Source organism: Shewanella mytili (assembly GCF_046765975.1).
Taxonomy (GTDB): domain Bacteria; phylum Pseudomonadota; class Gammaproteobacteria; order Enterobacterales; family Shewanellaceae; genus Shewanella; species Shewanella mytili.
On sequence record NZ_JBKOUD010000021.1, the window covers coordinates 24178 to 45194 of the forward strand.

The following is a 21017-nucleotide window of genomic DNA, read 5'->3' on the forward strand; positions in this document are numbered from 1 at the left end:
TAAACGATGGCGAAACTGCATGATAAGTATCAAGAGACTGTTATCGCTGAACTGACTAAGAAGTTCGGTTATGCCAGTGTCATGCAAGTCCCTCGGATTGAGAAAATCACCCTGAACATGGGTGTAGGCGAAGCAGTCGCCGATAAAAAGGTCATGGAAAATGCTGTCCGTGATATGACTGCTATTGCCGGTCAAAAACCAGTAGTTACTGTTGCTCGTAAATCAGTTGCTGGTTTCAAAATCCGTGAAGGCTACCCTATTGGTTGTAAAGTGACCCTGCGCGGCGAACGTATGTGGGAATTCCTCGAGCGTTTGATCGATATCGCTATTCCCCGTATTCGTGACTTCCGTGGTCTGAGTGCAAAGTCATTTGACGGTCGCGGCAACTACGCTATGGGCGTACGTGAGCAGATTATCTTCCCAGAAATCGATTACGATAAAATCGATAAAATTCGCGGTATGGATATTGTTATCACTACCACAGCGAACACTGACGAAGAAGGTCGTGCTTTGTTGAACGCTTTTAACTTCCCATTCAAGAAATAAGGGGTAGCGTAATGGCAAAACAATCAATGAAAGCACGTGAAGTAAAACGTGCCAAACTCGTGGCCAAGTACGCTGAAAAGCGTGCGGCGCTGAAGGCTCTGATCGCAAGCCCAGCTACTTCTGATGAAGAGCGTTGGGACGCCGTCCTGAAGCTGCAAGCTTTACCACGTGATTCCAGCGCATCGCGTCAGCGCAATCGCTGTAATCAAACTGGTCGCCCACATGGTTTCCTGCGCAAATTCGGCCTGAGCCGTATCAAATTGCGTGAAGCCACCATGCGCGGTGAAGTTCCTGGTCTGCGTAAGGCCAGCTGGTAAGCCCTAGTCACGGAGTAAGCTAATATGAGCATGCAAGATCCTATTGCGGATATGTTAACCCGTATCCGTAACGGCCAAGCTGCTAACAAAGTATCTGTGAAGATGCCTTCCGCCAAGCTGAAAGTTGCGATTGCAAAAGTGCTGAAGGAAGAAGGTTATATCACTGACTACGCCGTAGCAGACGAAGGCAATAAGCCTGAACTGGAAATCACTCTGAAGTATTTCCAGGGTCAACCCGTTGTTGAGACTATCCAGCGCGTAAGCCGTCCTGGTCTTCGTATTTACAAAGGTAAAGACGAATTGCCAAAAGTGATGGGCGGACTGGGTGTCGCAATTGTGTCCACTTCTAAAGGCCTGATGACTGATCGTGCCGCCCGCCTTGCAGGCATGGGTGGTGAGGTTATCTGCTACGTAGCATAAGGAGCTAGGAATGTCTCGTGTAGCAAAAGCACCAGTCGCTATTCCAGCCGGCGTAGAGGTGACTTTGAACGACCAGAGCATTACCGTCAAAGGCGGTAAGGGCACTCTGACTCGAGTAATCAACAGCGCTGTTAACGTTACCATTGACAATGAACATGTGACTTTTGGTCCTGTTGAAGGTTACCCCAATGCGTGGGCTCAAGCGGGTACTGCCCGTGCCTTGGTCCACAACATGGTTGTTGGTGTAACTCAAGGTTTTGAAAAGAAACTGAAATTGGTAGGTGTAGGTTATCGTGCCAAAGTAAGCGGCAACGGCCTGGACCTGACATTAGGTTTCTCTCATCCACTGGTTCACAAATTGCCAGCAGGCGTTACAGCTGAATGCCCAAGCCAAACTGACATCGTGCTGAAAAGCATCGACAAAGAACTGGTAGGTCAGGTTGCGGCTGAAATTCGTGGTTATCGTCCACCAGAACCTTACAAGGGTAAAGGTGTTCGCTATGAAGACGAAAACGTACGCCGTAAAGAGGCTAAGAAGAAGTAAAAGGTAACGCGATATGGATAAGAAAACTTCTCGCTTGCGTCGTGCCACTCGCACCCGCAAGAAGATCCAAGAGCTGGGCGTTAACCGTCTGGTTGTACATCGTACACCGCGTCACATTTACGCTCAGGTAATCAACCCTGAAGCTCAGGTGGTTGCTGCTGCGTCTACCGTCGAAGGTGCGGTTAAAGAACAGCTGAAACATACTGGCAACGTAGATGCGGCAAAGGCAGTAGGCAAAGCTATTGCTGAACGCGCGATCGAGAAAGGTGTCACTGTGGTGGCTTTCGATCGTTCTGGTTTCAAGTATCACGGCCGTGTTGCTGCCTTGGCAGAAGCCGCACGTGAAGCTGGCCTCCAGTTCTAAGGGGTTTACACAATGGCTAAAGTAGAAACTCAGCAGAAAGACGATCTGCAAGAAAAGCTGATTGCAGTCAATCGTGTTTCTAAAGTAGTTAAAGGTGGTCGTATCTTCAGTTTTACTGCACTGACAGTTGTGGGTGACGGTAACGGCAAGATCGGCTTTGGCTACGGTAAAGCGCGCGAAGTTCCAGCTGCTATTCAAAAAGCAATGGAAAAAGCCCGTCGTAGTATGGTTAACGTAGATCTGAACGAAGGCACCTTGCACCATCCGGTGAAAGGTCGTCACTCTGGTTCTCGCGTATATATGCAACCTGCTTCCGAGGGTACTGGTATTATTGCCGGTGGCGCGATGCGTGCCGTATTGGAAGTAGCAGGCGTTCATAACGTTCTGTCAAAAGCATACGGCTCTACTAACCCGATCAACATCGTTCGCGCAACTGTTGATGCGCTGGTGAATATGAAATCACCTGCTCAGATCGCAGCCAAGCGTGGCCTGAATGTTGACGAAATTCGGGGGTAATGAACCATGGCTACTAAAACAATCAAAGTAACACAGACCAAAAGTGCAATCGGTCGTTTGCCGAAGCACAGAGCGACCTTAACCGGTCTTGGTCTGCGTCGTATTGGTCACACTGTAGAACTGGAAGACACTCCAGCTATCCGCGGTATGATCAATAAGGTCTACTACATGGTAAAGGTGGAGGACTAATCAATGCGTCTGAATACTTTATCTCCAGCTGCAGGCGCTAAGTCTGCACCTAAGCGTGTAGGCCGTGGTATCGGTTCTGGTTTAGGTAAAACTGCTGGTCGCGGCCACAAAGGTCTGAAATCACGCAGTGGCGGCAAAGTCCGCATCGGTTTCGAAGGCGGTCAGATGCCATTGAAAATCCGTTTGCCTAAATTTGGCTTTACCTCGCGTATCGCTATGGTAACTGCTGAAGTTCGTGTTGGCGAACTGGCAAAAGTCAACGGTGATGTCGTCGACCTGAACGCACTGAAAGATGCGAATCTTATTACTCGCAACATCCAGTTTGCGAAAATTGTTCTTTCAGGTACCATTGAGCGCCCAGTGACCGTTCGCGGTCTTAAGGTTACCAAAGGTGCACGTGCAGCGATTGAAGCTGCCGGTGGAAAGATCGAGGAATAATACGTCGATGGCAAAACCAGGACTTGATTTAAAAAGCGCGAAAGGTGGACTTTCTGAGTTGAAAGCTCGCCTCCTGTTCGTGATTGGCGCAATTATCGTGTTTCGTGCCGGTTCTTTTGTGCCAATTCCTGGTATTGATGCCGCCGTATTGGCAGAGCTGTTTGCTCAGCAGAAGGGAACCATTCTTGGCATGTTTAACATGTTCTCGGGTGGTGCCCTGTCCCGCGCGTCTATTTTTGCATTGGGGATCATGCCGTACATTTCGGCATCGATCATCATGCAGTTACTGACTGTGGTACATCCGGCACTTGCTGAATTGAAAAAAGAAGGCGAATCCGGACGTAAGAAAATCAGCCAGTATACGCGCTGGGGCACATTGATTTTGGCAACGTTCCAATCTATTGGTATTGCAACAGGTTTACCTAACTTGGTACCTGGCCTGGTCGTAAACCTGGGCTTCGGGTTCTACTTTGTTGCAGTGATCAGCCTCGTGACTGGCACCATGTTCCTGATGTGGCTTGGTGAACAGATCACAGAACGAGGCATTGGTAACGGTATCTCAATCCTGATTTTTGCAGGTATTGTAGCTGGCTTGCCAAAAGCCATTGGCCAAACTGCTGAACAGGCTCGTCAAGGCGACTTGAACGTATTGGTGTTGCTGTTGATAGGTGTGATTGTCTTTGCCGTCACTTATTTCGTGGTATTTGTAGAGCGTGGCCAACGTCGTATCGTCGTTAACTACGCCAAGCGCCAGCAGGGCCGTAAGGTGTTTGCCGCGCAGTCTACTCACTTGCCACTGAAAGTGAACATGGCAGGGGTTATTCCACCCATTTTTGCGTCCAGTATTATTTTGTTCCCGGGTACACTGGCTCAGTGGTTCGGACAAAATCCAGCACTGTCATGGTTGAGTGATTTCTCTCTGGCCGTGTCTCCTGGACAGCCGCTGTATTCATTGTTATACGCGGCAGCAATTATCTTCTTCTGTTTCTTCTATACCGCGCTGGTATTCAACCCACGCGAAACAGCAGACAACCTGAAGAAGAGCGGTGCGTTCATTCCAGGGATCCGTCCCGGCGAACAGACTTCGCGTTATATTGATAAAGTGATGACCCGCCTGACTTTGGCCGGTGCGTTGTACATCACCTTTATCTGTTTAATTCCGGAGTTCATGTTAATCACTTGGAAGGTACAGTTCTATTTTGGCGGTACCTCACTACTGATTATGGTAGTGGTGATCATGGACTTCATGGCACAAGTTCAGACCCATATGATGTCTCATCAATATGAGTCTGTGATGAAGAAAGCTAACCTAGTGACCAAAGCGAATTTCGATCGCTACGGTCGTTAAGATAGCTTTACGGAGTGATGAAATGAAAGTTCGAGCTTCCGTGAAGAAGATCTGCCGTAATTGCAAGATCGTCAAACGTAACGGCGTTGTTCGCGTCATTTGTGTTGAACCAAAACACAAACAGCGTCAAGGCTGATAAAACTTAGCCAGTCCAATTATGGGCTGGCTATTAAAATTTGTTTGCAAATTAGTCGTCTGTTGAGTATCCTATCGGGCTTTTCACAGATGGCCTTTAATTTAAGGAGTGCATAGTGGCCCGTATCGCTGGCATTAACATTCCTGATCAGAAGCATGCAGTCATCGCATTGACTGCTATCTACGGTATCGGTCGTACTCGCGCTAAAGCTATTTGCGCGGCTACCTCCATTGCCGAAGACGCTAAGATCAAGGAATTGAGCGACGCTCAAATTGATACCCTACGCGAAGAAGTTGCCAAATACTCAGTAGAAGGTGACTTACGACGCGAAGTTTCTATGAACATCAAGCGTCTTATGGACCTTGGTTGTTATCGTGGTCTTCGCCATCGTCGTAGCCTGCCTGTCCGTGGGCAACGTACTAAGACCAATGCGCGTACCCGCAAAGGTCCACGTAAACCAATTAAGAAGTAACGGGAAGGTAGACAATGGCTAAAGTTCCGTCACGTTCTCCGCGCAAGCGCGTACGTAAACAGGTTGCGGATGGCATGGCTCATATCCATGCGTCTTTTAACAACACAATCGTAACTATCACAGACCGTCAAGGTAATGCTTTGGCTTGGGCAACTGCCGGTGGTTCAGGTTTCCGTGGTTCACGTAAATCTACCCCGTTTGCCGCTCAGGTAGCTGCTGAGCGTGCAGGTACTGCTGCTCAGGATTACGGTGTTAAACACCTTGAAGTGTTCGTGAAGGGTCCAGGTCCAGGTCGTGAATCAGCCATCCGTGCGCTGAACGCTGTTGGTTATAAAATTACCAACATCACTGATGTGACGCCTATCCCTCATAACGGTTGTCGTCCTCCTAAAAAACGCCGCGTGTAATGGCGATTCATTAGGAAAGTTGGAGAAAGATCATGGCAAGATACTTGGGTCCCAAGCTCAAGCTCAGCCGTAGGGAAGGTACAGACCTGTTCCTGAAAAGCGGTGTGAGAGCAATCGATTCGAAGTGTAAGCTGGAAACAGCCCCTGGACAGCATGGCGCTCGTAAGCCACGTCTGTCAGATTATGGTTTGCAGCTGCGTGAAAAACAAAAAGTTCGTCGTATTTACGGTGTGTTGGAAAAACAGTTCCGTAACTATTACAAAGAAGCTGCACGTTTAAAAGGCAACACTGGCGAAAACTTGTTGCAACTTTTAGAAGCCCGTCTGGATAACGTTGTTTATCGTATGGGTTTCGGTGCGACTCGTGCAGAAGCACGTCAGCTGGTTAGCCATAAGTCAATTATGGTAAACGGTCGTGTTGTTAACATTCCTTCATTCAAAGTGTCTGCGAATGATGTGGTAAGTGTGCGTGAAAAGTCTCAGAAGCAAGCTCGTATTAAAGCGGCTTTAGAAGTGGCTGGTCAACGCGAAAAGCCTACCTGGATTGAAGTCGACAGCGCAAAAATGGAAGGTGCTTTCAAGCGTATTCCAGAACGTAGCGATTTGTCTGCGGAAATTAACGAACAGCTGATCGTCGAGCTTTACTCTAAGTAAGGCTAACTAACAAGAGAGGACACAATGCAGGGTTCTGTTACAGAATTTCTTAAACCGCGTCTCGTAGATATCGAGCAGGTTAACCCAACTCGTGCCAAGGTAACACTGGAGCCGCTGGAGCGTGGTTTCGGTCATACTCTGGGTAACGCGTTGCGGCGCATCCTATTGTCGTCTATGCCCGGCTGCGCGGTTACCGAAGTCGAGATCGACGGTGTACTGCATGAATACAGCAGTAAGGAAGGCGTACAAGAAGATATCCTCGAGATATTGCTTAACCTGAAAGGGTTAGCGGTTATCATTGAGGGTAAAGACGAGGTTTTGCTCACCTTGAACAAAACCGGCGCAGGCCCTGTTACCGCTGCAGACATCACCCATGACGGTGATGTGACAATCGTAAATCCTGACCATGTTATCTGTCATCTGACAGGTAACCACGGCATCAACATGCGTATTAATGTTGCACGTGGTCGTGGTTATGTGCCGGCATCTGCCCGTGCCCAGACCGAGGAAGACGATCGTCCTATCGGCCGTTTACTGGTCGATGCTTCTTTCTCACCTGTTGAACGTATCGCCTATAACGTAGAAGCGACTCGTGTTGAACAGCGTACAGATCTGGATAAACTGGTTATCGATATGACCACCAACGGTACTATCGATCCTGAAGAAGCCATTCGTCGTTCTGCAACCATTCTGGCTGAACAGCTGGATGCATTTGTTGAATTGCGCGATGTTTCTGAGCCAGAGAAGAAAGAAGAAAAACCGGAATTCGATCCGATTTTGTTGCGTCCTGTCGACGATTTAGAGCTCACTGTACGTTCGGCTAACTGTCTGAAAGCCGAAGCGATTCATTACATCGGTGATCTGGTACAACGTACAGAAGTTGAGTTGCTTAAAACCCCTAACTTGGGTAAGAAATCCCTTACCGAAATCAAGGACGTTTTGGCCTCTCGCGGACTTTCTTTGGGTATGCGTCTGGAAAACTGGCCACCTGCCAGTTTGGCAGACGACCTGTAAGTCTCTGACTTGTACAGATTTAGGTTATAAGGATTAAGTCATGCGCCATCGTAAGAGTGGTCGTCAACTTAACCGCAACAGCAGCCACCGCCAGGCCATGTTTCGCAACATGGCTAGCTCACTGGTTCGTCACGAAGTTATCGTAACGACTCTGGTGAAGGCAAAAGAACTGCGTCGCGTAGTTGAACCTTTGATTACACTTGCTAAAAGTGACAGCGTTGCAAATCGTCGTCTGGCATTTGCCCGCACCCGCGACGAAGAAGTCGTAGGTAAATTATTTAACGAGTTAGGTCCTCGCTACCTGGAACGCCAGGGTGGATATACTCGTATCCTGAAATGTGGTCTGCGTACCGGTGATAAAGCCCCTATGGCTTATATCGAACTCGTAGGTCGTCCGGAAGCTGCTGAAGCTGTTGAAGCCGAAGCTGCTGCAGAATAAGCGGATATCAGGTTGTAAAAAGCCGGGCATTAGCCCGGCTTTTTATTGTCTTGTTGTCCCGTTCTGGAATACGTTGACATAAAGATTGACTCTTTACTCAATATTCTGGATCTGCTTGTTGGATGTTTTGTATAAACTTAAATAATTCAGTTGCTTATGTTTTGTGATGTGAGTGGCATATAGGATTAGTAACCCTTTTAGTAACCGTTTGGTGATGGTCTAGGCTCTTCACTATTCAAATCAACCGACGATAAGTACGCCGCTGTGTTGATTCCTTCTCTTTGACAACTAAGGTACTGTCATCAATAAACACGCTTGGTTCTGCTCCCAATTGCATAAGCTTAGCTGAGATAATACCGACGTTGTTTCTCAAAATATTAGCTCTATCTTTGCCAAGCTGTAGCTATCTGATACTGTTGAGCCATTAAAATCAAGTCCATTAGTAGTTTAGGGTGTTTGCTAACGTTCACCACTAACATAAAAGATGGACCGTTTTAGCTGAAACGGAGATTCAGGGCTGATGGCATCATCTAATGAACCCTCAAATTTTGGTTTTCTTGTCGAGCACGACCAACTGTTTGTTGATTTAGCCAATGCGGCTGAAGCTGCATTTTCTAGCGACCCTAATACTACGTTGCTAAAACTCCGCCAATTAGGTGAAGCAATGGCGCAGCACATTGCTGTTCTTGCTGGTATTGAGTTTGATGAAAAAACAAAGCAGGCAGATTTACTCTACCGTATTAATCGTGACCTAAAACTCGAACCTATGGTGCGAGAGCTATTTCATACGTTACGTATTGAAGGAAACATCGCAAACCATCAGTTCCGCACTAGGCATAAAGAAGCTATTAATGGCCTTATAGTCGCAAGAAAACTAGCAATCTGGTTTCACCAAACCTTCAGTAAGAGCGGTAAGGCATTCAAGCCCGGTCCATTCGTCCCACCTAAAGACCCTAGCGCCGAATTAGCAGCATTACAGAGCGAAATTGAAGGCTTAAAGGTTAAGCTGCAAAAGGCCGATATCGAGTTAGGTTCTAGTCAGCAGCTGAATGAGCTTATTCAGCAAGAAAAAGATGAATATGAAGCATTGGCTCTGGCAATGGATCAGGAGTCCAGAGCTTTAGCTGCCCAAGCTGCTCTTCATGAACAAGAGCTTGAGCAGGTTAAACAAGATTATGAAGCCAAGTTAAAAGCTATTCAGCAGCAGGCTAAGCAACAAAACGACAAAGCGCAACGCACTCAACGTAACAAGATTACTCGCAAAGCTTATCAAGCGAGTAAAGCCATCGATATTGATGAACAATTAACGCGAATATTGATAGACCAGCAATTAAATGAAGCAGGTTGGAATGCCAATAGCGAGACTATTCGCTACTCCAAAAATGCGCGTCCAGAAAAAGGTGTAAATAAAGCCATTGCAGAGTGGCCTTTAGAAACCGGCGTCGCTGATTATGTACTCTTTGCTGGTCTTACGCCTATCGCTGTGGTTGAAGCTAAACGGGAAAACGTCAATGTTTCAGGCAAGATTGCGCAAGCAGAGCGTTATAGCCGAGGTTTTAAAATAGCTGGTGATTTTAATTGGCCGTGGGAACTCGCGGGTCGGACAGTGGCTTGGGCTGATGAGCAAGAAGGGCACTATAAGATCCCATTTGTATATTCTTGCAATGGCCGACCTTATGTACCTCAGTTAGCTGAGCAATGCGGTACTTGGTTTCGAGATGTGCGGGACCCAAGTAATTTAAAGCGAGCGTTGCCTTCGTTCCATACGCCAACCGGTTTGCTTGATCTGCTTGATAGAAGCAAAGAGGAAGCACAAGCCAAGTTGCAACAAGAGCCTTTCGGTTATCTTAAGTTACGCGACTATCAAATACAGGCAATCGAAGCCGTTGAATCTGCAATAAGTCAAAATGCTCGTTCAGCATTACTCGCTATGGCAACGGGTACCGGTAAAACCCGAACCATTATCGGGTTGATTTATCGCTTCCTTAAAGCTGAACGCTTTAAACGAATTCTGTTCTTGGTTGACCGCTTTGCTTTAGGCGATCAGGCTCAGACGGATTTTAAAGAGGTAACACTCGAGCAAAATCTCTCGTTGGCAGCAATTTATGATATGGCTGAACTTGGCGAAATGGCGACCGAGAAGGAAACGCGTATTCAGGTTGCCACTGTGCAGGCCATGGTTCAACGGGTATTCATGAATGATAATCCGCCACCATTGGATCAATTTGACTGCATTATTGTCGATGAAGCACACCGTGGGTACACGCTCGATCAAGAGATGACAGAAGGTGAGATGGCAACTCGCGACGCGTCGCAGTATCTGTCTAGCTATCGACGAGTTTTAGACTACTTTGATGCGGTAAAAATCGCATTAACGGCAACGCCAGCGAAGCATACATCTGAGATTTTTGGTAAACCCGTATTCACCTATCCTTACCGTGAAGCTGTTGCTGCAGATTGGTTAATCGACCATGAGCCGCCTATCAGATATGAGACCCAATTAACCCAAAACGGTATTTCATTCGCTAAGGGTGAAACAGTAAGTTCGATCAACACCCATACGGGGGAAATAGAGTCTTCTGAGTTGGAAGACGAATTGAATTTTGAGGTCGATGCGTTTAACCGGCGCGTCATCAATGAAAAATTTAATAAAGTCATTTGTGAAGAATTAGTCAAAGAACTCGACCCGTTTGGTGATGAAAAAACACTGATATTCTGTGCCACCGACCGGCATGCAGATATGGTTGAGCGCTTGCTAAATGAAGCCTTTAAAGAAATGTACAACGGCGACTACAACCAAGCCGCTGTTGCTAAAATCACCGGGCAAAGCGATAAAGTTACCCAGTTAATTAAGCTTTATAAAAACGAACGGTATCCCAATATTGCCATTACGGTTGATCTGCTTACTACCGGCATAAACGTTCCTGAAATCTGCAATCTTGTGTTTATGCGGCGTGTTAAATCACGCATTTTGTATGAGCAGATGATCGGGCGTGCGACTCGTCGTTGCGATGAAATTGGTAAAACCGTTTTCCGTATTTACGACCCTGTTGATATCTATGCCGCATTGAGTGACGTCAACACCATGAAGCCCTTGGTGAAAGATCCCAATGTGACCATCGAGCAATTGGTTGATGAATTATCTGATCCAGAGCTTTTAGAGCAAGCGCTTAATGCACCGGGTGAACAGCAAGGTGAAACGCAAGCGGATGTTGTTTTGAGCCAACTGGGTCAAAAAGTCATGCGTATTCTGCGTAAAGCGGAAAAAAAAGCGGAGGCCAAACCCGAGTTAAGGCAAAAGCTGCGTGAACTCCAAGACTTGTGGGGCGTAGAGCCTAAAAATCTGCATACACACCTTCGCCAGTTAGGGCCAAAAGAGGCTTCAGTGTTCATCAATCAGCATGCGGGGTTACTGAAGCAATTAGCAGAGGTTAAGCAGTTGCTAGGCACCGAGTATCAGCCAATTATCTCTGAACATGACGACGAGTTAAAAGAACGCACTCAAAGCTATGGTGCCCACCAGCGACCAGAAGATTATTTGCAGAGCTTTGAAGAATTCATCAATCAGCAAATCAACTTGAGTACAGCGCTCGCCGTCGTGGTAAATCGACCTCGTGACCTAACCCGTGAGCAGCTTAAAGAGATCAAGATGCTGTTGGATAAAGCCGGTTATACCGAAGCTAATTTGCAAACGGCCGTGCGTAACCAAACCAACCAAGAGATAGCAGCCAGCATTGTCGGGCATATTCGCCGCGCGGCACTGGGCGAGGCATTAATCCCATTTGAGCAACGCGTCGCAACAGCTATGCAGTCGATTTATGCGCTACATCAGTGGACGCCAGTACAGCGTAAGTGGCTTGAGAAGCTCGCCAAGCAACTTAAAAACGAAGTGGTATTGGATCGGCAGTTTGTTAACCAGCGCTTCCGTGATGATGGCGGCGTTAAAGGGGTTAACAAGCGCTTGGATGATCAGCTAGACACCGTATTGGATGAACTTAAATCCCACCTTTGGGAAGCAAGCTAATATGTTGATGCTATCGACATATGATTATCATGTGTCGATGTTTTAATCTTTTATCGACATTAAAGTTTGATATGTCGATAGCATCGACATAAACTGCATCCCAATAATATACGTGTCGAATTTTTTAAGGGATTTAAACATGACATGGCATCCCGACCAACCACACAACGCGCTGCCAGCATTGCCACCAGCGCTTGAAAGCATTGAGACGCATGCCGTACTCAAAGCCTGTATTCCTGCGCGTGCAGCCCTTGCTGAACTAAAACAAGCGGGCGAGCTATTGCCCAACCAAGGCTTGCTCATCAACCTGCTACCTTTGCTTGAAGCGAAAGACAGCTCTGAAATTGAAAACATCGTTACCACTACCGATAAGCTGTTTCAGTATTCGCAAGAAGACACCGGCGCAGATCCCGCCACGAAAGAAGCGCTGCGTTACCGTAGTGCGTTAAACCAAGGCTTTCGCCAGTTGGCGCAGCGCCCGTTATGCGTAAGCACCGCTTTAGAAGTTTGTAGCACGCTCAAAGATAGCGAGATGGAAATTCGTCGCATTCCCGGCACCACCATTAGCAACCAGACGACCGGCGAAGTGATTTACACGCCACCAGCAGGTGAGGCGGTAATCCGCGACCTGCTGAGTAATTGGGAAAAGTTTATTCATAGTGAAGATGATATCGACCCGCTGATAAAGATGGCGATTGCCCATTATCAGTTTGAAGCTATCCATCCATTTTATGACGGTAATGGCAGAACCGGCCGCATTCTCAATGTACTGTTTTTGATTGAACAGCAATTGCTAACATTGCCGATTTTATACCTCAGCCGTTATATCGTGCAGCATAAAGCCGATTACTATCGACTGCTCAATCAAGTAACCCGCGAAGGCGATTGGCAAGCGTGGTTGCTGTTTATGTTGAAGGGTGTTGAGCAAATGGCCAACTGGACCTGCGGCAAAATCGCAGCCGTGCGCGAGTTAATGGAATTGACCAGCGAGCATGTAAGAACCGCTTTGCCCAAGATATACAGCCACGAGCTGGTACAAGTCATTTTTGAGCAGCCTTACTGCCGTATCAATAACTTGGTAGAACGCGACATTGCCAAACGCCAAACCGCCTCAGTGTATTTAAAACAGTTGGCCGATATCGGTGTGTTAGAAGAACTCACCGTTGGTAAAGAAAAGCTATTTGTGCATCCCAAACTAATGCAATTGATGACCCGTGATAGCAACCAAATTACGCCGTACACCATGGCAGAATAAGCCACAGCAACAAAATTAGAGAACAACATGACCCAAAACGATATCGTTCAAAAACTCTGGAACCTCTGTGACATCCTCCGTGATGACGGCATTAACTATTCTGATTATGTCACTGAGCTTGTCTTGCTGCTGTTTATTAAAATGGTGCACGAGAATACTGAAGCCGAACTGTTAGACAAACACATTTTGCCAGAGGGTTGCCGCTGGACCGATTTAAACGGTAAATCTGGCATTACTCTGCTCAATGATTACAAAGCCATATTATTGGCGCTGTCTACTGGCAAACGTGTAGTGCTGGACCCAAACAACCTAGAACAGACCAAAGAAGTGAAAGTGCATGATGATGCGCTCATCAGTGCCATTTACGCTGATGCACAAACCCGTTTACGTGAACCGCGCCACTTAGAACAGATCATTAAAACCCTCGACCAAATTGATTGGTTTAGCGCCCAGCGCGATGGCTTGGGTGATCTTTATGAGGGGCTGTTAGAGAAAAACGCCAGCGAGACCAAATCCGGCGCTGGGCAATACTTTACCCCGCGGGTACTGATTAATAGTATGGTGCGTTGTATCAAACCGCAACCGGGCGAATACATTCAGGACCCAGCAGCAGGTACAGCAGGCTTTTTGATTGCCGCCCATGAATATATTAAAGCGCAGCCTGAATACGATGATTTAACGGTCAAGCAAACCGATTTTCAGCGTTACAACGCCTATGTTGGCGTGGAGCTAGTGCCCAACACCCGTCGCTTAGCTTTAATGAACTGTTTACTGCACGGCATGGAAGGTGATGATGAAGGTGTGGTGCATTTAGGCAACTCACTCGGTAATGTCGGCCAAAGCCTTAAACCGGCCGATGTGATTTTGGCAAACCCGCCGTTTGGTACTAGCAAAGGCGGCGAAGCCAGCATTACCCGTGATGACTTAACCTTTGATACCAGCAACAAGCAGTTGGCGTTCTTACAACACATTTACCGCAACCTTAAACCCGGAGGCCGCGCCGCAGTGGTGCTGCCAGACAACGTATTGTTTGAAGCCGGTAAGGGCTCCGATATCCGCCGCGACTTAATGGACAAGTGCAACCTGCACACAATTTTGCGTTTACCGACTGGTATTTTTTACGCTCAAGGCGTCAAAACCAACGTGCTCTTCTTCACTAAAGGCTCCGCCACCGATAAACATCAGCAAGAAAACTGCACCGAAAATGTCTGGGTGTATGACCTGCGCACCAATATGCCGAGCTTTGGCAAACGTACCCCGTTTATTGATAACCACTTAGCACCATTTGAACAGGTTTATGGCGAACATGCTGGTGGACTCAGCCCGCGTACCGAAGGCGAATTCAGCTTTAACGCCGAAGACATTGAGGTTGATGTTACTTCTGTTGAAGAAAACCAAAACCTCAATAATGACAAATTGCTCAATAGCCGTTGGCGCTGCTTTAGCCGTGACTGGATCCGCGATAGTAAAGAAGACTCGCTTGATATCAGTTGGCTCAAAGATAAAAACAGTGTTGATGCCGCCAGCTTACCTGAACCAGATGTACTAGCTAAGGAAGCTAAGATTGAACTGAGTGCTGCGCTCAAAGAGCTAGATTCGTTGTTGAGGGCGTTGGAAGGGGGGGGTTGATGGGTAAGTTAATGCCACTGAATCCAAGCGAAAGTGAGAAGGTTCGGGTGAACTTTCAATTTCCATCTAATTGGATAGTTGAAGTTGCCCATTATGCATTCAATGAAATTCGTGATGGGACTCATGATTCACCCAAAGAAGCTGCGTTTGGGGTACCGCTAGTAACTTCAAAAAATTTGCTTGATGGAGTTATTGATTTTACAAATACAAAAACTATTTCCTTCGATGATCATCATGAAATTTCGAAACGTTCTGCGGTGAGTTCGGGTGATTTATTGTTCTCTATGATAGGGACTATTGGTAATGTTGCAGTTGTTCCTGAGAATACAAATTTTAGTGTAAAAAATGTTGGCCTTTTTCGAAAAAATGATGAGTTATTAAATAGACGTTTCGCATTCTATTGGCTGAAATCACGGCCTTATCAAAAATATTTGGAAGAGCGCCAGCGTGGGGGGAACCAAAAATTTGTCTCTTTAGGTATCTTGCGTGAGTCACCGGTACCACTTCCCCCTCTGGCCGAACAAAAAGTCATCGCCGATAAGCTCGACACACTGCTGGCACAGGTCGAAAGCACCAAAGCCCGCCTTGAGCGTATCCCTGACATTCTAAAACGCTTTCGCCAATCCGTCCTCTCTGCGGCTGTCAGCGGAAAGTTAACGGAAGAATGGAGAGCATCTTTAGGGCAAGAAATTGGAAATGTAAAGCCCCTGGATACAGCAGGGAAAATCATTGCAGGGCAATCACCGAGTAAGTCAGATGTAAACTTTGAAGGGAAAGGAGAACCATATGTAACGGGCCCAGAACAATGGGATGGTAGAAAGATATTACACCACAAATGGACTGAACACCCTAAGCGCATTGCTCCAAGTGGTTCAATATTTGTGACTGTAAAAGGTGCTGGTGTAGGAACTACATTTCCTGGTTGTTATGCTGCAATCGGCCGCGATATTTATGCTTTTGTTCCGAATGAAAATATGAACCACACCTATATTCTTTTCGCTATTCAAGCATCGGCTGACGATGTCGTTTTAAAGGCAAAAGGATTGATTCCCGGTTTAACTAAAAGCGATATTGTTGAGCACGAAGTATATTTACCCCCAGTCAATGAACAAGCCGAAATTGTCTGCCGGGTAGAAGAGCTCTTTGCCTTTGCCGACAGCGTCGAGAAAAAGGCGGCAGCAGCACTGGCACGGGTCAATAGCCTTACTCAGTCCATTTTTGCCAAAGCTTTCCGTGGTGAACTCACGGCTGATTGGCGTACAGCTAATCCTGATTTAATTAGTGGTGAAAACAGCGCCGAGGCATTGTTGGAAAAGATTAAGATCGAGCGCGGGGCAATGAAAAAGCAGCCAAAATCCAAGCGCACTGCCGTAAAAAAAAAGATAGGTAGTCATATGAGTAAGCAGGTCATCAAAGTCATTGACGCATTAGAAGCGGCTGGGAAACCGCTAAGTGGTCAACAATTATTAGCCGCTGCGGGATATCCCAGTGATTGCGATACCGAACAACTGGAACAGTTCTTTCTGGATATTCGTAAGGCGCTCATCTCCGAAAAAACCATTGTGAAGTTGCAGCGCGGTGACGATGGACAGGACTGGTTTGCCCTAGCACAGAAGTCTGCCAAAGAATAATAGCGAGCCAAGGACAGCCGATGAAAGTCGATAAATTACACATTCGTTCTCGATTTAAAAATTTGGAAAACGTAAAGGTGGACTTTGATGAATACCACCTGATGACAGTGGTGGTGGGGCGCAATGGTTCGGGTAAATCCAACGTGCTGGAAGCGTTAGTAGCTATATTTAGGAACCTTGATTTAGGCGAAGAACCACCGTTTTCATACGAGTTAATTTATCGGCTTGGAGAACCCCATAAGCCAAATCAGCCTAGTGAACGATGGCTGGAAATCACTATTGATGCCGATCCGACTCGTGGCACTACCGCTAAGCAATACCAAATACAGGTGCGCGACTTGTTGGCAGAAGACGTATCACAAGACATGTTTGGTGAGACATCTTCAGGCAATACCGTTCCGTTTTCAAAGGTGAAACGCGATAAGGAAGGGAAAGCCCCATATTTACCAAACTATGTATTTGCTTACTATTCTGGCCCCAGTGATCGCTTAGAGAATCTCTTTAAGAAACATCGTACCGATTTTTATCGTCGCCTGCTTAAAGATGAGTTGTATTTAAAGGGCGATATTCGCCCGCTGTTCTATGCTAAACCCCACCACAGTCAATTTGTACTATTGGCCTTTTTTTTATCGGATCAAGATAGCGCCGAAAAAGCGTTCTTGTGCGAGCACTTAGGCATTGAAGGTTTAGACAGTATTCACTTCGTGATGCGGCAACCCGGTTGGGCAAAACAAAAGGGCGAATTGTTTTGGGGGGCGCGGGGTGTTGTTCGCCGCTTTTTGGACGAGCTAATTAAACACACGCTGTCACCGGTTAAGGTAACACGCCAAGAAGATACCTCTTTGACTGGTAGTAATATTCGTAACGAATTCTTCCACCTATTCTTGCCCGATGTAGAAGCACTACGTGAGTTTGCCAAAGATCTTAGCCCTGATGAGTTGTTTAAAATGCTCGAAAGTACGCTGCTTTCGGAAATCATCTCAGAAGTTAGTATTCGGGTGAATGTGACTAGCAGTAAAGACCCTCTCACCTTCCGAGAACTCAGTGAAGGTGAGCAACAGCTTCTTACCGTATTGGGCCTGCTCAAATTTACTGGTGGTAAAGACTCCCTATTTTTACTCGATGAGCCCGATACGCATCTCAATCCCTCATGGGCCGTGAAGTATCTGAAGTTCCTCCGTGACTTTGTACCAAACCATGAAACCAGCCATTTGCTAATGGTGACACATCATCCACTTGCGATTGCTGAGCTGAAAAAAGAGCAGGTTCAAGTGATGAAACGGGGTGAAGAGCATCAAGTAACCGCGAAGATGCCAGTTGAAAACCCACGGGGTATGGGAATCAACCTTATATTACGTAGTGATATCTTTGGTTTACAGACAACGCTTGATGATGATACGAATCAGAAGCTTACTGCCAGAAATGCTCTTGCAGCTCAAGAAATTTTGTCCAAAGAAAAAATTGTTCGTGAAGAAGGCCGTGAACCTGAAGATGAAGAGCAATATTTATCGAGGCTGAACTCTGAACTCGAGAGCTTAGGATTTAACCTAGCTTCAGATGATCCAGATTACCTTGAATTCCTCCGTGATAAGTACCATTCGAAAACTACGGAGGCACATTAATGCGCTGGATTTGTAAGGACGAGATAGAGGAATGCTTGACTCAGGCTTGGCGAGATATGGCTGAACAAGCAAAAACAGACTTACTTGCTGCTCCAGATCAAGCAGCAAGAAAAGCTATTCTTAAAAAAGTATCATCTTCAAAAGTGTGGCGTGATTTCTATGACTTACTTCCTGACGTATACAAACGTAAGTGTTGGTATTGTGAAGCTGAGGAAATACGCTCAGATATGCCGGTTGATCATTTCAGACCTAAAAATAAGGTCGAAGATGATAAGCAACATGATGGTTACTGGTGGCTAGCATTCGATTGGCAGAACTATCGGTGTGCTTGTACGTTCTGCAATAGCCGCAGAGTTTTTGATGAATCAGAGGGTGGTAAAGCATGTCGGTTTCCTCTGGAAAATCCTGAAGATAGAGCCTTTTCTCCTGCGGATAAGATAAAACTACGTAATGAACGACCTTACTTCCTTGACCCATTTAATCCGGATGATGAAAAACTACTTTGGTTTGATAACGATGGCGTGCCAGAACCTATGCCTGCCGCAACAGCAGAGCAGAAATCTAAGGTTGAAAACTCCATTGAAATATTTCACCTCAATGAGAGCAGAATCGTTAGAGCCAGAAATTTAGTCCGTATAGAGGTGGAACGGCAAGTTAAAAAAATAAAAAACAATGAAGATGTACCAGCTGCAAAAGCCAAATTACGCCGTATGGTACGAGATACAGAAAAGCTGTCTAGAGCTGCAATTATTTACTTACGAGTTCATAGAAATTTGGCAGAAGTAAAAGATATTCTCAATCTAGATTAGCCTAAGCGCAGGTATTAAATCATGCTTGATTGGCTTGCTTGAAAAATTCAAGGATGAACTATGGCAAAGATTACTCCTGCTCAATATGAACCAGCCTTTGACTTGGCCGCCGAGATCAGAACGGGTAGGCGCAAACGGTTAGATGCTATCGAACAACTCATTTCATTAGGTTTTAAAGAAAGTTCTGCATCTTTTTATTTAAGCGCCTTACATGCTATGCCGTTGGGCGAAGCCTATCAAAGAACCATAAGCAACTCAGCTACGCGTTATTACTTAGAGCGCTTTTTAGCGTTGATGGAAGGTCGTGAGTTTGCAAACGTCCTAAGATCTGTAGATCTTCATATTCGCTATTACAACCAGCAAGGCTCTGGAAAACAGCGCGCTTTGGCTAGACTGCTGGTGGAGTTTCAGGAGCGCGCGAGAGAGCATTACGGTTGGACTTCTTTTAGAATTTCTAGCCCAATTGAAAGTGACGTAGTTAAAGACTCGCAACAACCTGTTTTTCATGAGGGCGGCTGTAAAACGATAGAGCTATCTGTTCATGAGCGCGATCCTGCTGCCCGCAAAGCTTGTATTCAGCACTTTGGTGCGACATGCCAAGTATGTGGTTTTGATTTTGAAAAAACGTATGGGACGTTGGGCCAAGGTTTTATTCACGTCCACCATAGAGTTGATTTAGCTTTAGTTTCAAATCGCAGAGAAGTTAACCCTATTGAAGATTTGATCCCCGTATGTCCAAACTGCCATGCAATGTTGCATTCTGAAATGCCAGCTATGGCTGTTGAAGATTTGAAAATTATTATTAAAAGTCAGAAAGCCACGAACTAATTACTCGGTTTGGTACGTTTTCTGCGCGCCATTTACTGAATACTCAGCAGAGGGATGAATGAATCATTGTATAGGGCTTTGTGAAACAACCGGTCGCTGGTATGAAGGGACGGAAAGTATCGGTGCACCCGTCCATTCACCAATAATCGTTTCGGGTATTGAGTTTGTGGAAGTTGAAGCACCAGAAAACCCTTATGGAGGGCTCGTATTTAGAGAGCATAGCTTCGATCCTATTACTCGAATTCGGAGAGGCGTTGTCTATCGAGCCACGACGCATTCACCAGAAGGCTGGAGAGTTTTCGATACTGAACGACATGATATCGCAGTTGCTGACATTAAGGGGACTCGGCAATTGCTGACCTGCCGCAAATTTTACATTGGCGATAGCTTGAATTTTTTGAGAGCGACAAAGCAAACGCCCAAAGTCGTGATTGGTGAAGAGCCGTTCGTTAGTCTTTGGCAGGTTCTGTCTATTGAAACTGCAGCTTCTGGTATGCGATTAGTAACGCTGAAGGCCTTACATTTTTTAGATACTGTTCCTGAACTTCGCTTAGAGCAAATTACAAATCTTCAGTTACGTCAGGAATTAAAGTCAGCGGTTGAAAATGTTGACGTAGTGTAGTGGTCAAGTCATTTTGGCCACATCGTTGTAGCTATTCCAGTAACGTTTCTCCGATTCATTTGGCGTTAAACCACCGTTGTAAGAATGCGGTCTCAGTCGACTGTAATAGCCATGAATATATTCACCTATCTTCTGCTTTGCTTTCGTAAAGCTCCCGTAACCTGTCGTTGGGATCCATTCAGTTTTAAGGCTTCTGAAGAAGCGTTCCATAGGACTATTGTCCCAACAATTTCCTCTGCGACTCATGCTTTGCGTTAAACGATAGCGCCAGATTAACTGACGGAATTTACGGCTTGTGTAGTGACATCCTTGGTCGCTATGGAACATCACGTTCTTTGGCTGTCCACGATACTCAAATGCCATTGTAAGTGCCTGACAGGTCAGGTTGCTGTCAGGCGAATAACTCATTGCCCAACCTATTGGCTTGCGGGCAAACAGGTCGATTACCACTGCCAGATAAGCCCAGCGGTTGCCCGTCCAGATAAAGCTGACATCACCGCACCAGACCTGATTTGGTGCAGTAACAGCGAACTGCCTGTCGAGTAAGTTAGGAATAGCAACATGTTCCTGAGTAGCTTTCCTGTAAGTATGTTTTGGCAACTGACAACTGAACAAACTCATTTCTTTCATGAGCTTGCCTGCACGGTATCGGCTAAGTGTAATGTCGTGAGACTCATCATTCGAAATGATGTCTGATATGGTTCTAGCTCCAGCAGAACCACCACTCAATCGATACGCTTCACGTACTAAACTGCGCAACCGGATAGCTTCCGGCGATGCTCGCTTATCGCGCT

24 protein-coding genes are annotated in these 21017 nt (G+C 46.3%); 23 read left to right on the top strand and 1 reads right to left on the bottom strand.

The features are described 5' to 3' along the window. Positions 1-6: 6 nt before the first annotated feature. The 23 genes from rplE to ACIDEJ_RS14760 all read left to right on the top strand — a co-directional run bounded on the left by rplE (position 7) and on the right by ACIDEJ_RS14760 (position 20223). Positions 7-546 (top strand): 50S ribosomal protein L5, encoded by a 540-nt coding sequence (gene rplE / locus ACIDEJ_RS14650; RefSeq protein ID WP_411988808.1) that lies wholly within the window; start codon positions 7-9, stop codon positions 544-546. 11 nt (positions 547-557) lie between these two features. Beyond that, positions 558-863, top strand: a complete 306-nt coding sequence (rpsN, locus tag ACIDEJ_RS14655) for a 30S ribosomal protein S14 (protein WP_411988809.1) — start codon at positions 558-560, stop codon at positions 861-863. 24 nt (positions 864-887) lie between these two features. After that, positions 888-1283: a 30S ribosomal protein S8 gene (gene rpsH, locus ACIDEJ_RS14660; RefSeq protein WP_411988810.1), complete on the top strand. Its 396-nt coding sequence runs from the start codon at positions 888-890 to the stop codon at positions 1281-1283. Positions 1284-1293: 10 nt separating this feature from the next. Beyond that, positions 1294-1827 carry a 50S ribosomal protein L6 gene (gene rplF, locus ACIDEJ_RS14665; RefSeq protein ID WP_411988811.1) on the top strand — a complete coding sequence of 178 codons (534 nt, stop codon included), beginning with the start codon at positions 1294-1296 and terminating at the stop codon, positions 1825-1827. 13 nt (positions 1828-1840) lie between these two features. Beyond that, a complete protein-coding gene (gene rplR / locus ACIDEJ_RS14670; protein WP_411988812.1) occupies positions 1841-2191 on the top strand; it encodes a 50S ribosomal protein L18 in 351 nt (116 codons plus the stop codon). A gap of 12 nt (positions 2192-2203) precedes the next feature. Then, positions 2204-2707: a 30S ribosomal protein S5 gene (gene rpsE / locus ACIDEJ_RS14675; protein ID WP_411988813.1), complete on the top strand. Its 504-nt coding sequence runs from the start codon at positions 2204-2206 to the stop codon at positions 2705-2707. A 6-nt stretch (positions 2708-2713) separates the two neighbouring features. Then, on the top strand, positions 2714-2896 hold the full coding sequence (rpmD, locus tag ACIDEJ_RS14680; RefSeq protein WP_213682957.1) for a 50S ribosomal protein L30: 183 nt from the start codon (positions 2714-2716) through the stop codon (positions 2894-2896). A 3-nt stretch (positions 2897-2899) separates the two neighbouring features. Next, complete coding sequence (gene rplO, locus ACIDEJ_RS14685) at positions 2900-3334, top strand: 50S ribosomal protein L15 (RefSeq protein WP_411988814.1); 435 nt, start codon at positions 2900-2902, stop codon at positions 3332-3334. Between the two features lie 7 nt (positions 3335-3341). Then, the gene (gene secY / locus ACIDEJ_RS14690; protein WP_411988815.1) at positions 3342-4682 is read left to right on the top strand and encodes a preprotein translocase subunit SecY; all 1341 of its coding nucleotides are present in this window, start codon (positions 3342-3344) and stop codon (positions 4680-4682) included. 22 nt (positions 4683-4704) lie between these two features. Further along, on the top strand, positions 4705-4818 hold the full coding sequence (gene rpmJ / locus ACIDEJ_RS14695) for a 50S ribosomal protein L36 (protein ID WP_088332570.1): 114 nt from the start codon (positions 4705-4707) through the stop codon (positions 4816-4818). A gap of 115 nt (positions 4819-4933) precedes the next feature. Further along, positions 4934-5290 carry a 30S ribosomal protein S13 gene (gene rpsM / locus ACIDEJ_RS14700; protein WP_212595122.1) on the top strand — a complete coding sequence of 119 codons (357 nt, stop codon included), beginning with the start codon at positions 4934-4936 and terminating at the stop codon, positions 5288-5290. Between the two features lie 14 nt (positions 5291-5304). Continuing rightward, positions 5305-5697 (top strand): 30S ribosomal protein S11, encoded by a 393-nt coding sequence (gene rpsK, locus ACIDEJ_RS14705; protein WP_133040253.1) that lies wholly within the window; start codon positions 5305-5307, stop codon positions 5695-5697. Between the two features lie 32 nt (positions 5698-5729). Then, positions 5730-6350 carry a 30S ribosomal protein S4 gene (gene rpsD, locus ACIDEJ_RS14710; RefSeq protein ID WP_133040254.1) on the top strand — a complete coding sequence of 207 codons (621 nt, stop codon included), beginning with the start codon at positions 5730-5732 and terminating at the stop codon, positions 6348-6350. 24 nt (positions 6351-6374) lie between these two features. Beyond that, the gene (locus tag ACIDEJ_RS14715; RefSeq protein ID WP_411988816.1) at positions 6375-7364 is read left to right on the top strand and encodes a DNA-directed RNA polymerase subunit alpha; all 990 of its coding nucleotides are present in this window, start codon (positions 6375-6377) and stop codon (positions 7362-7364) included. Between the two features lie 40 nt (positions 7365-7404). After that, positions 7405-7803 (top strand): 50S ribosomal protein L17, encoded by a 399-nt coding sequence (gene rplQ / locus ACIDEJ_RS14720; protein ID WP_411988817.1) that lies wholly within the window; start codon positions 7405-7407, stop codon positions 7801-7803. Positions 7804-8323: 520 nt separating this feature from the next. Continuing rightward, positions 8324-11827: a type I restriction-modification system endonuclease gene (gene hsdR, locus ACIDEJ_RS14725; RefSeq protein ID WP_411988818.1), complete on the top strand. Its 3504-nt coding sequence runs from the start codon at positions 8324-8326 to the stop codon at positions 11825-11827. Positions 11828-11966: 139 nt separating this feature from the next. After that, positions 11967-13082: a protein adenylyltransferase Fic gene (gene fic, locus ACIDEJ_RS14730; RefSeq protein ID WP_411988819.1), complete on the top strand. Its 1116-nt coding sequence runs from the start codon at positions 11967-11969 to the stop codon at positions 13080-13082. A gap of 27 nt (positions 13083-13109) precedes the next feature. Continuing rightward, positions 13110-14711, top strand: coding sequence for a class I SAM-dependent DNA methyltransferase (locus ACIDEJ_RS14735; RefSeq protein WP_411988820.1), 1602 nt, complete (start codon positions 13110-13112; stop codon positions 14709-14711). Next, on the top strand, positions 14711-16342 hold the full coding sequence (locus ACIDEJ_RS14740) for a restriction endonuclease subunit S (RefSeq protein WP_411988821.1): 1632 nt from the start codon (positions 14711-14713) through the stop codon (positions 16340-16342). Before ACIDEJ_RS14735 ends, ACIDEJ_RS14740 begins: the two co-directional genes overlap by 1 nt. Before the next feature lie 20 nt (positions 16343-16362). Beyond that, positions 16363-17964 (top strand): AAA family ATPase, encoded by a 1602-nt coding sequence (locus tag ACIDEJ_RS14745; protein ID WP_411988822.1) that lies wholly within the window; start codon positions 16363-16365, stop codon positions 17962-17964. Between the two features lie 56 nt (positions 17965-18020). Then, entirely contained in the window at positions 18021-18773 is a 753-nt protein-coding gene (locus ACIDEJ_RS14750; RefSeq protein WP_411988823.1) for an HNH endonuclease family protein, read from the top strand. A 60-nt stretch (positions 18774-18833) separates the two neighbouring features. Beyond that, positions 18834-19601 (top strand): HNH endonuclease, encoded by a 768-nt coding sequence (locus ACIDEJ_RS14755; RefSeq protein WP_411988824.1) that lies wholly within the window; start codon positions 18834-18836, stop codon positions 19599-19601. A gap of 58 nt (positions 19602-19659) precedes the next feature. Beyond that, a complete protein-coding gene (locus tag ACIDEJ_RS14760; protein WP_411988825.1) occupies positions 19660-20223 on the top strand; it encodes a hypothetical protein in 564 nt (187 codons plus the stop codon). 3 nt (positions 20224-20226) lie between these two features. Here the strand turns inward: ACIDEJ_RS14760 and ACIDEJ_RS14765 are convergent. Next, positions 20227-21017: IS3 family transposase (locus tag ACIDEJ_RS14765; RefSeq protein WP_411988826.1), on the bottom strand; the 791-nt coding region annotated here is incomplete at its 5' end.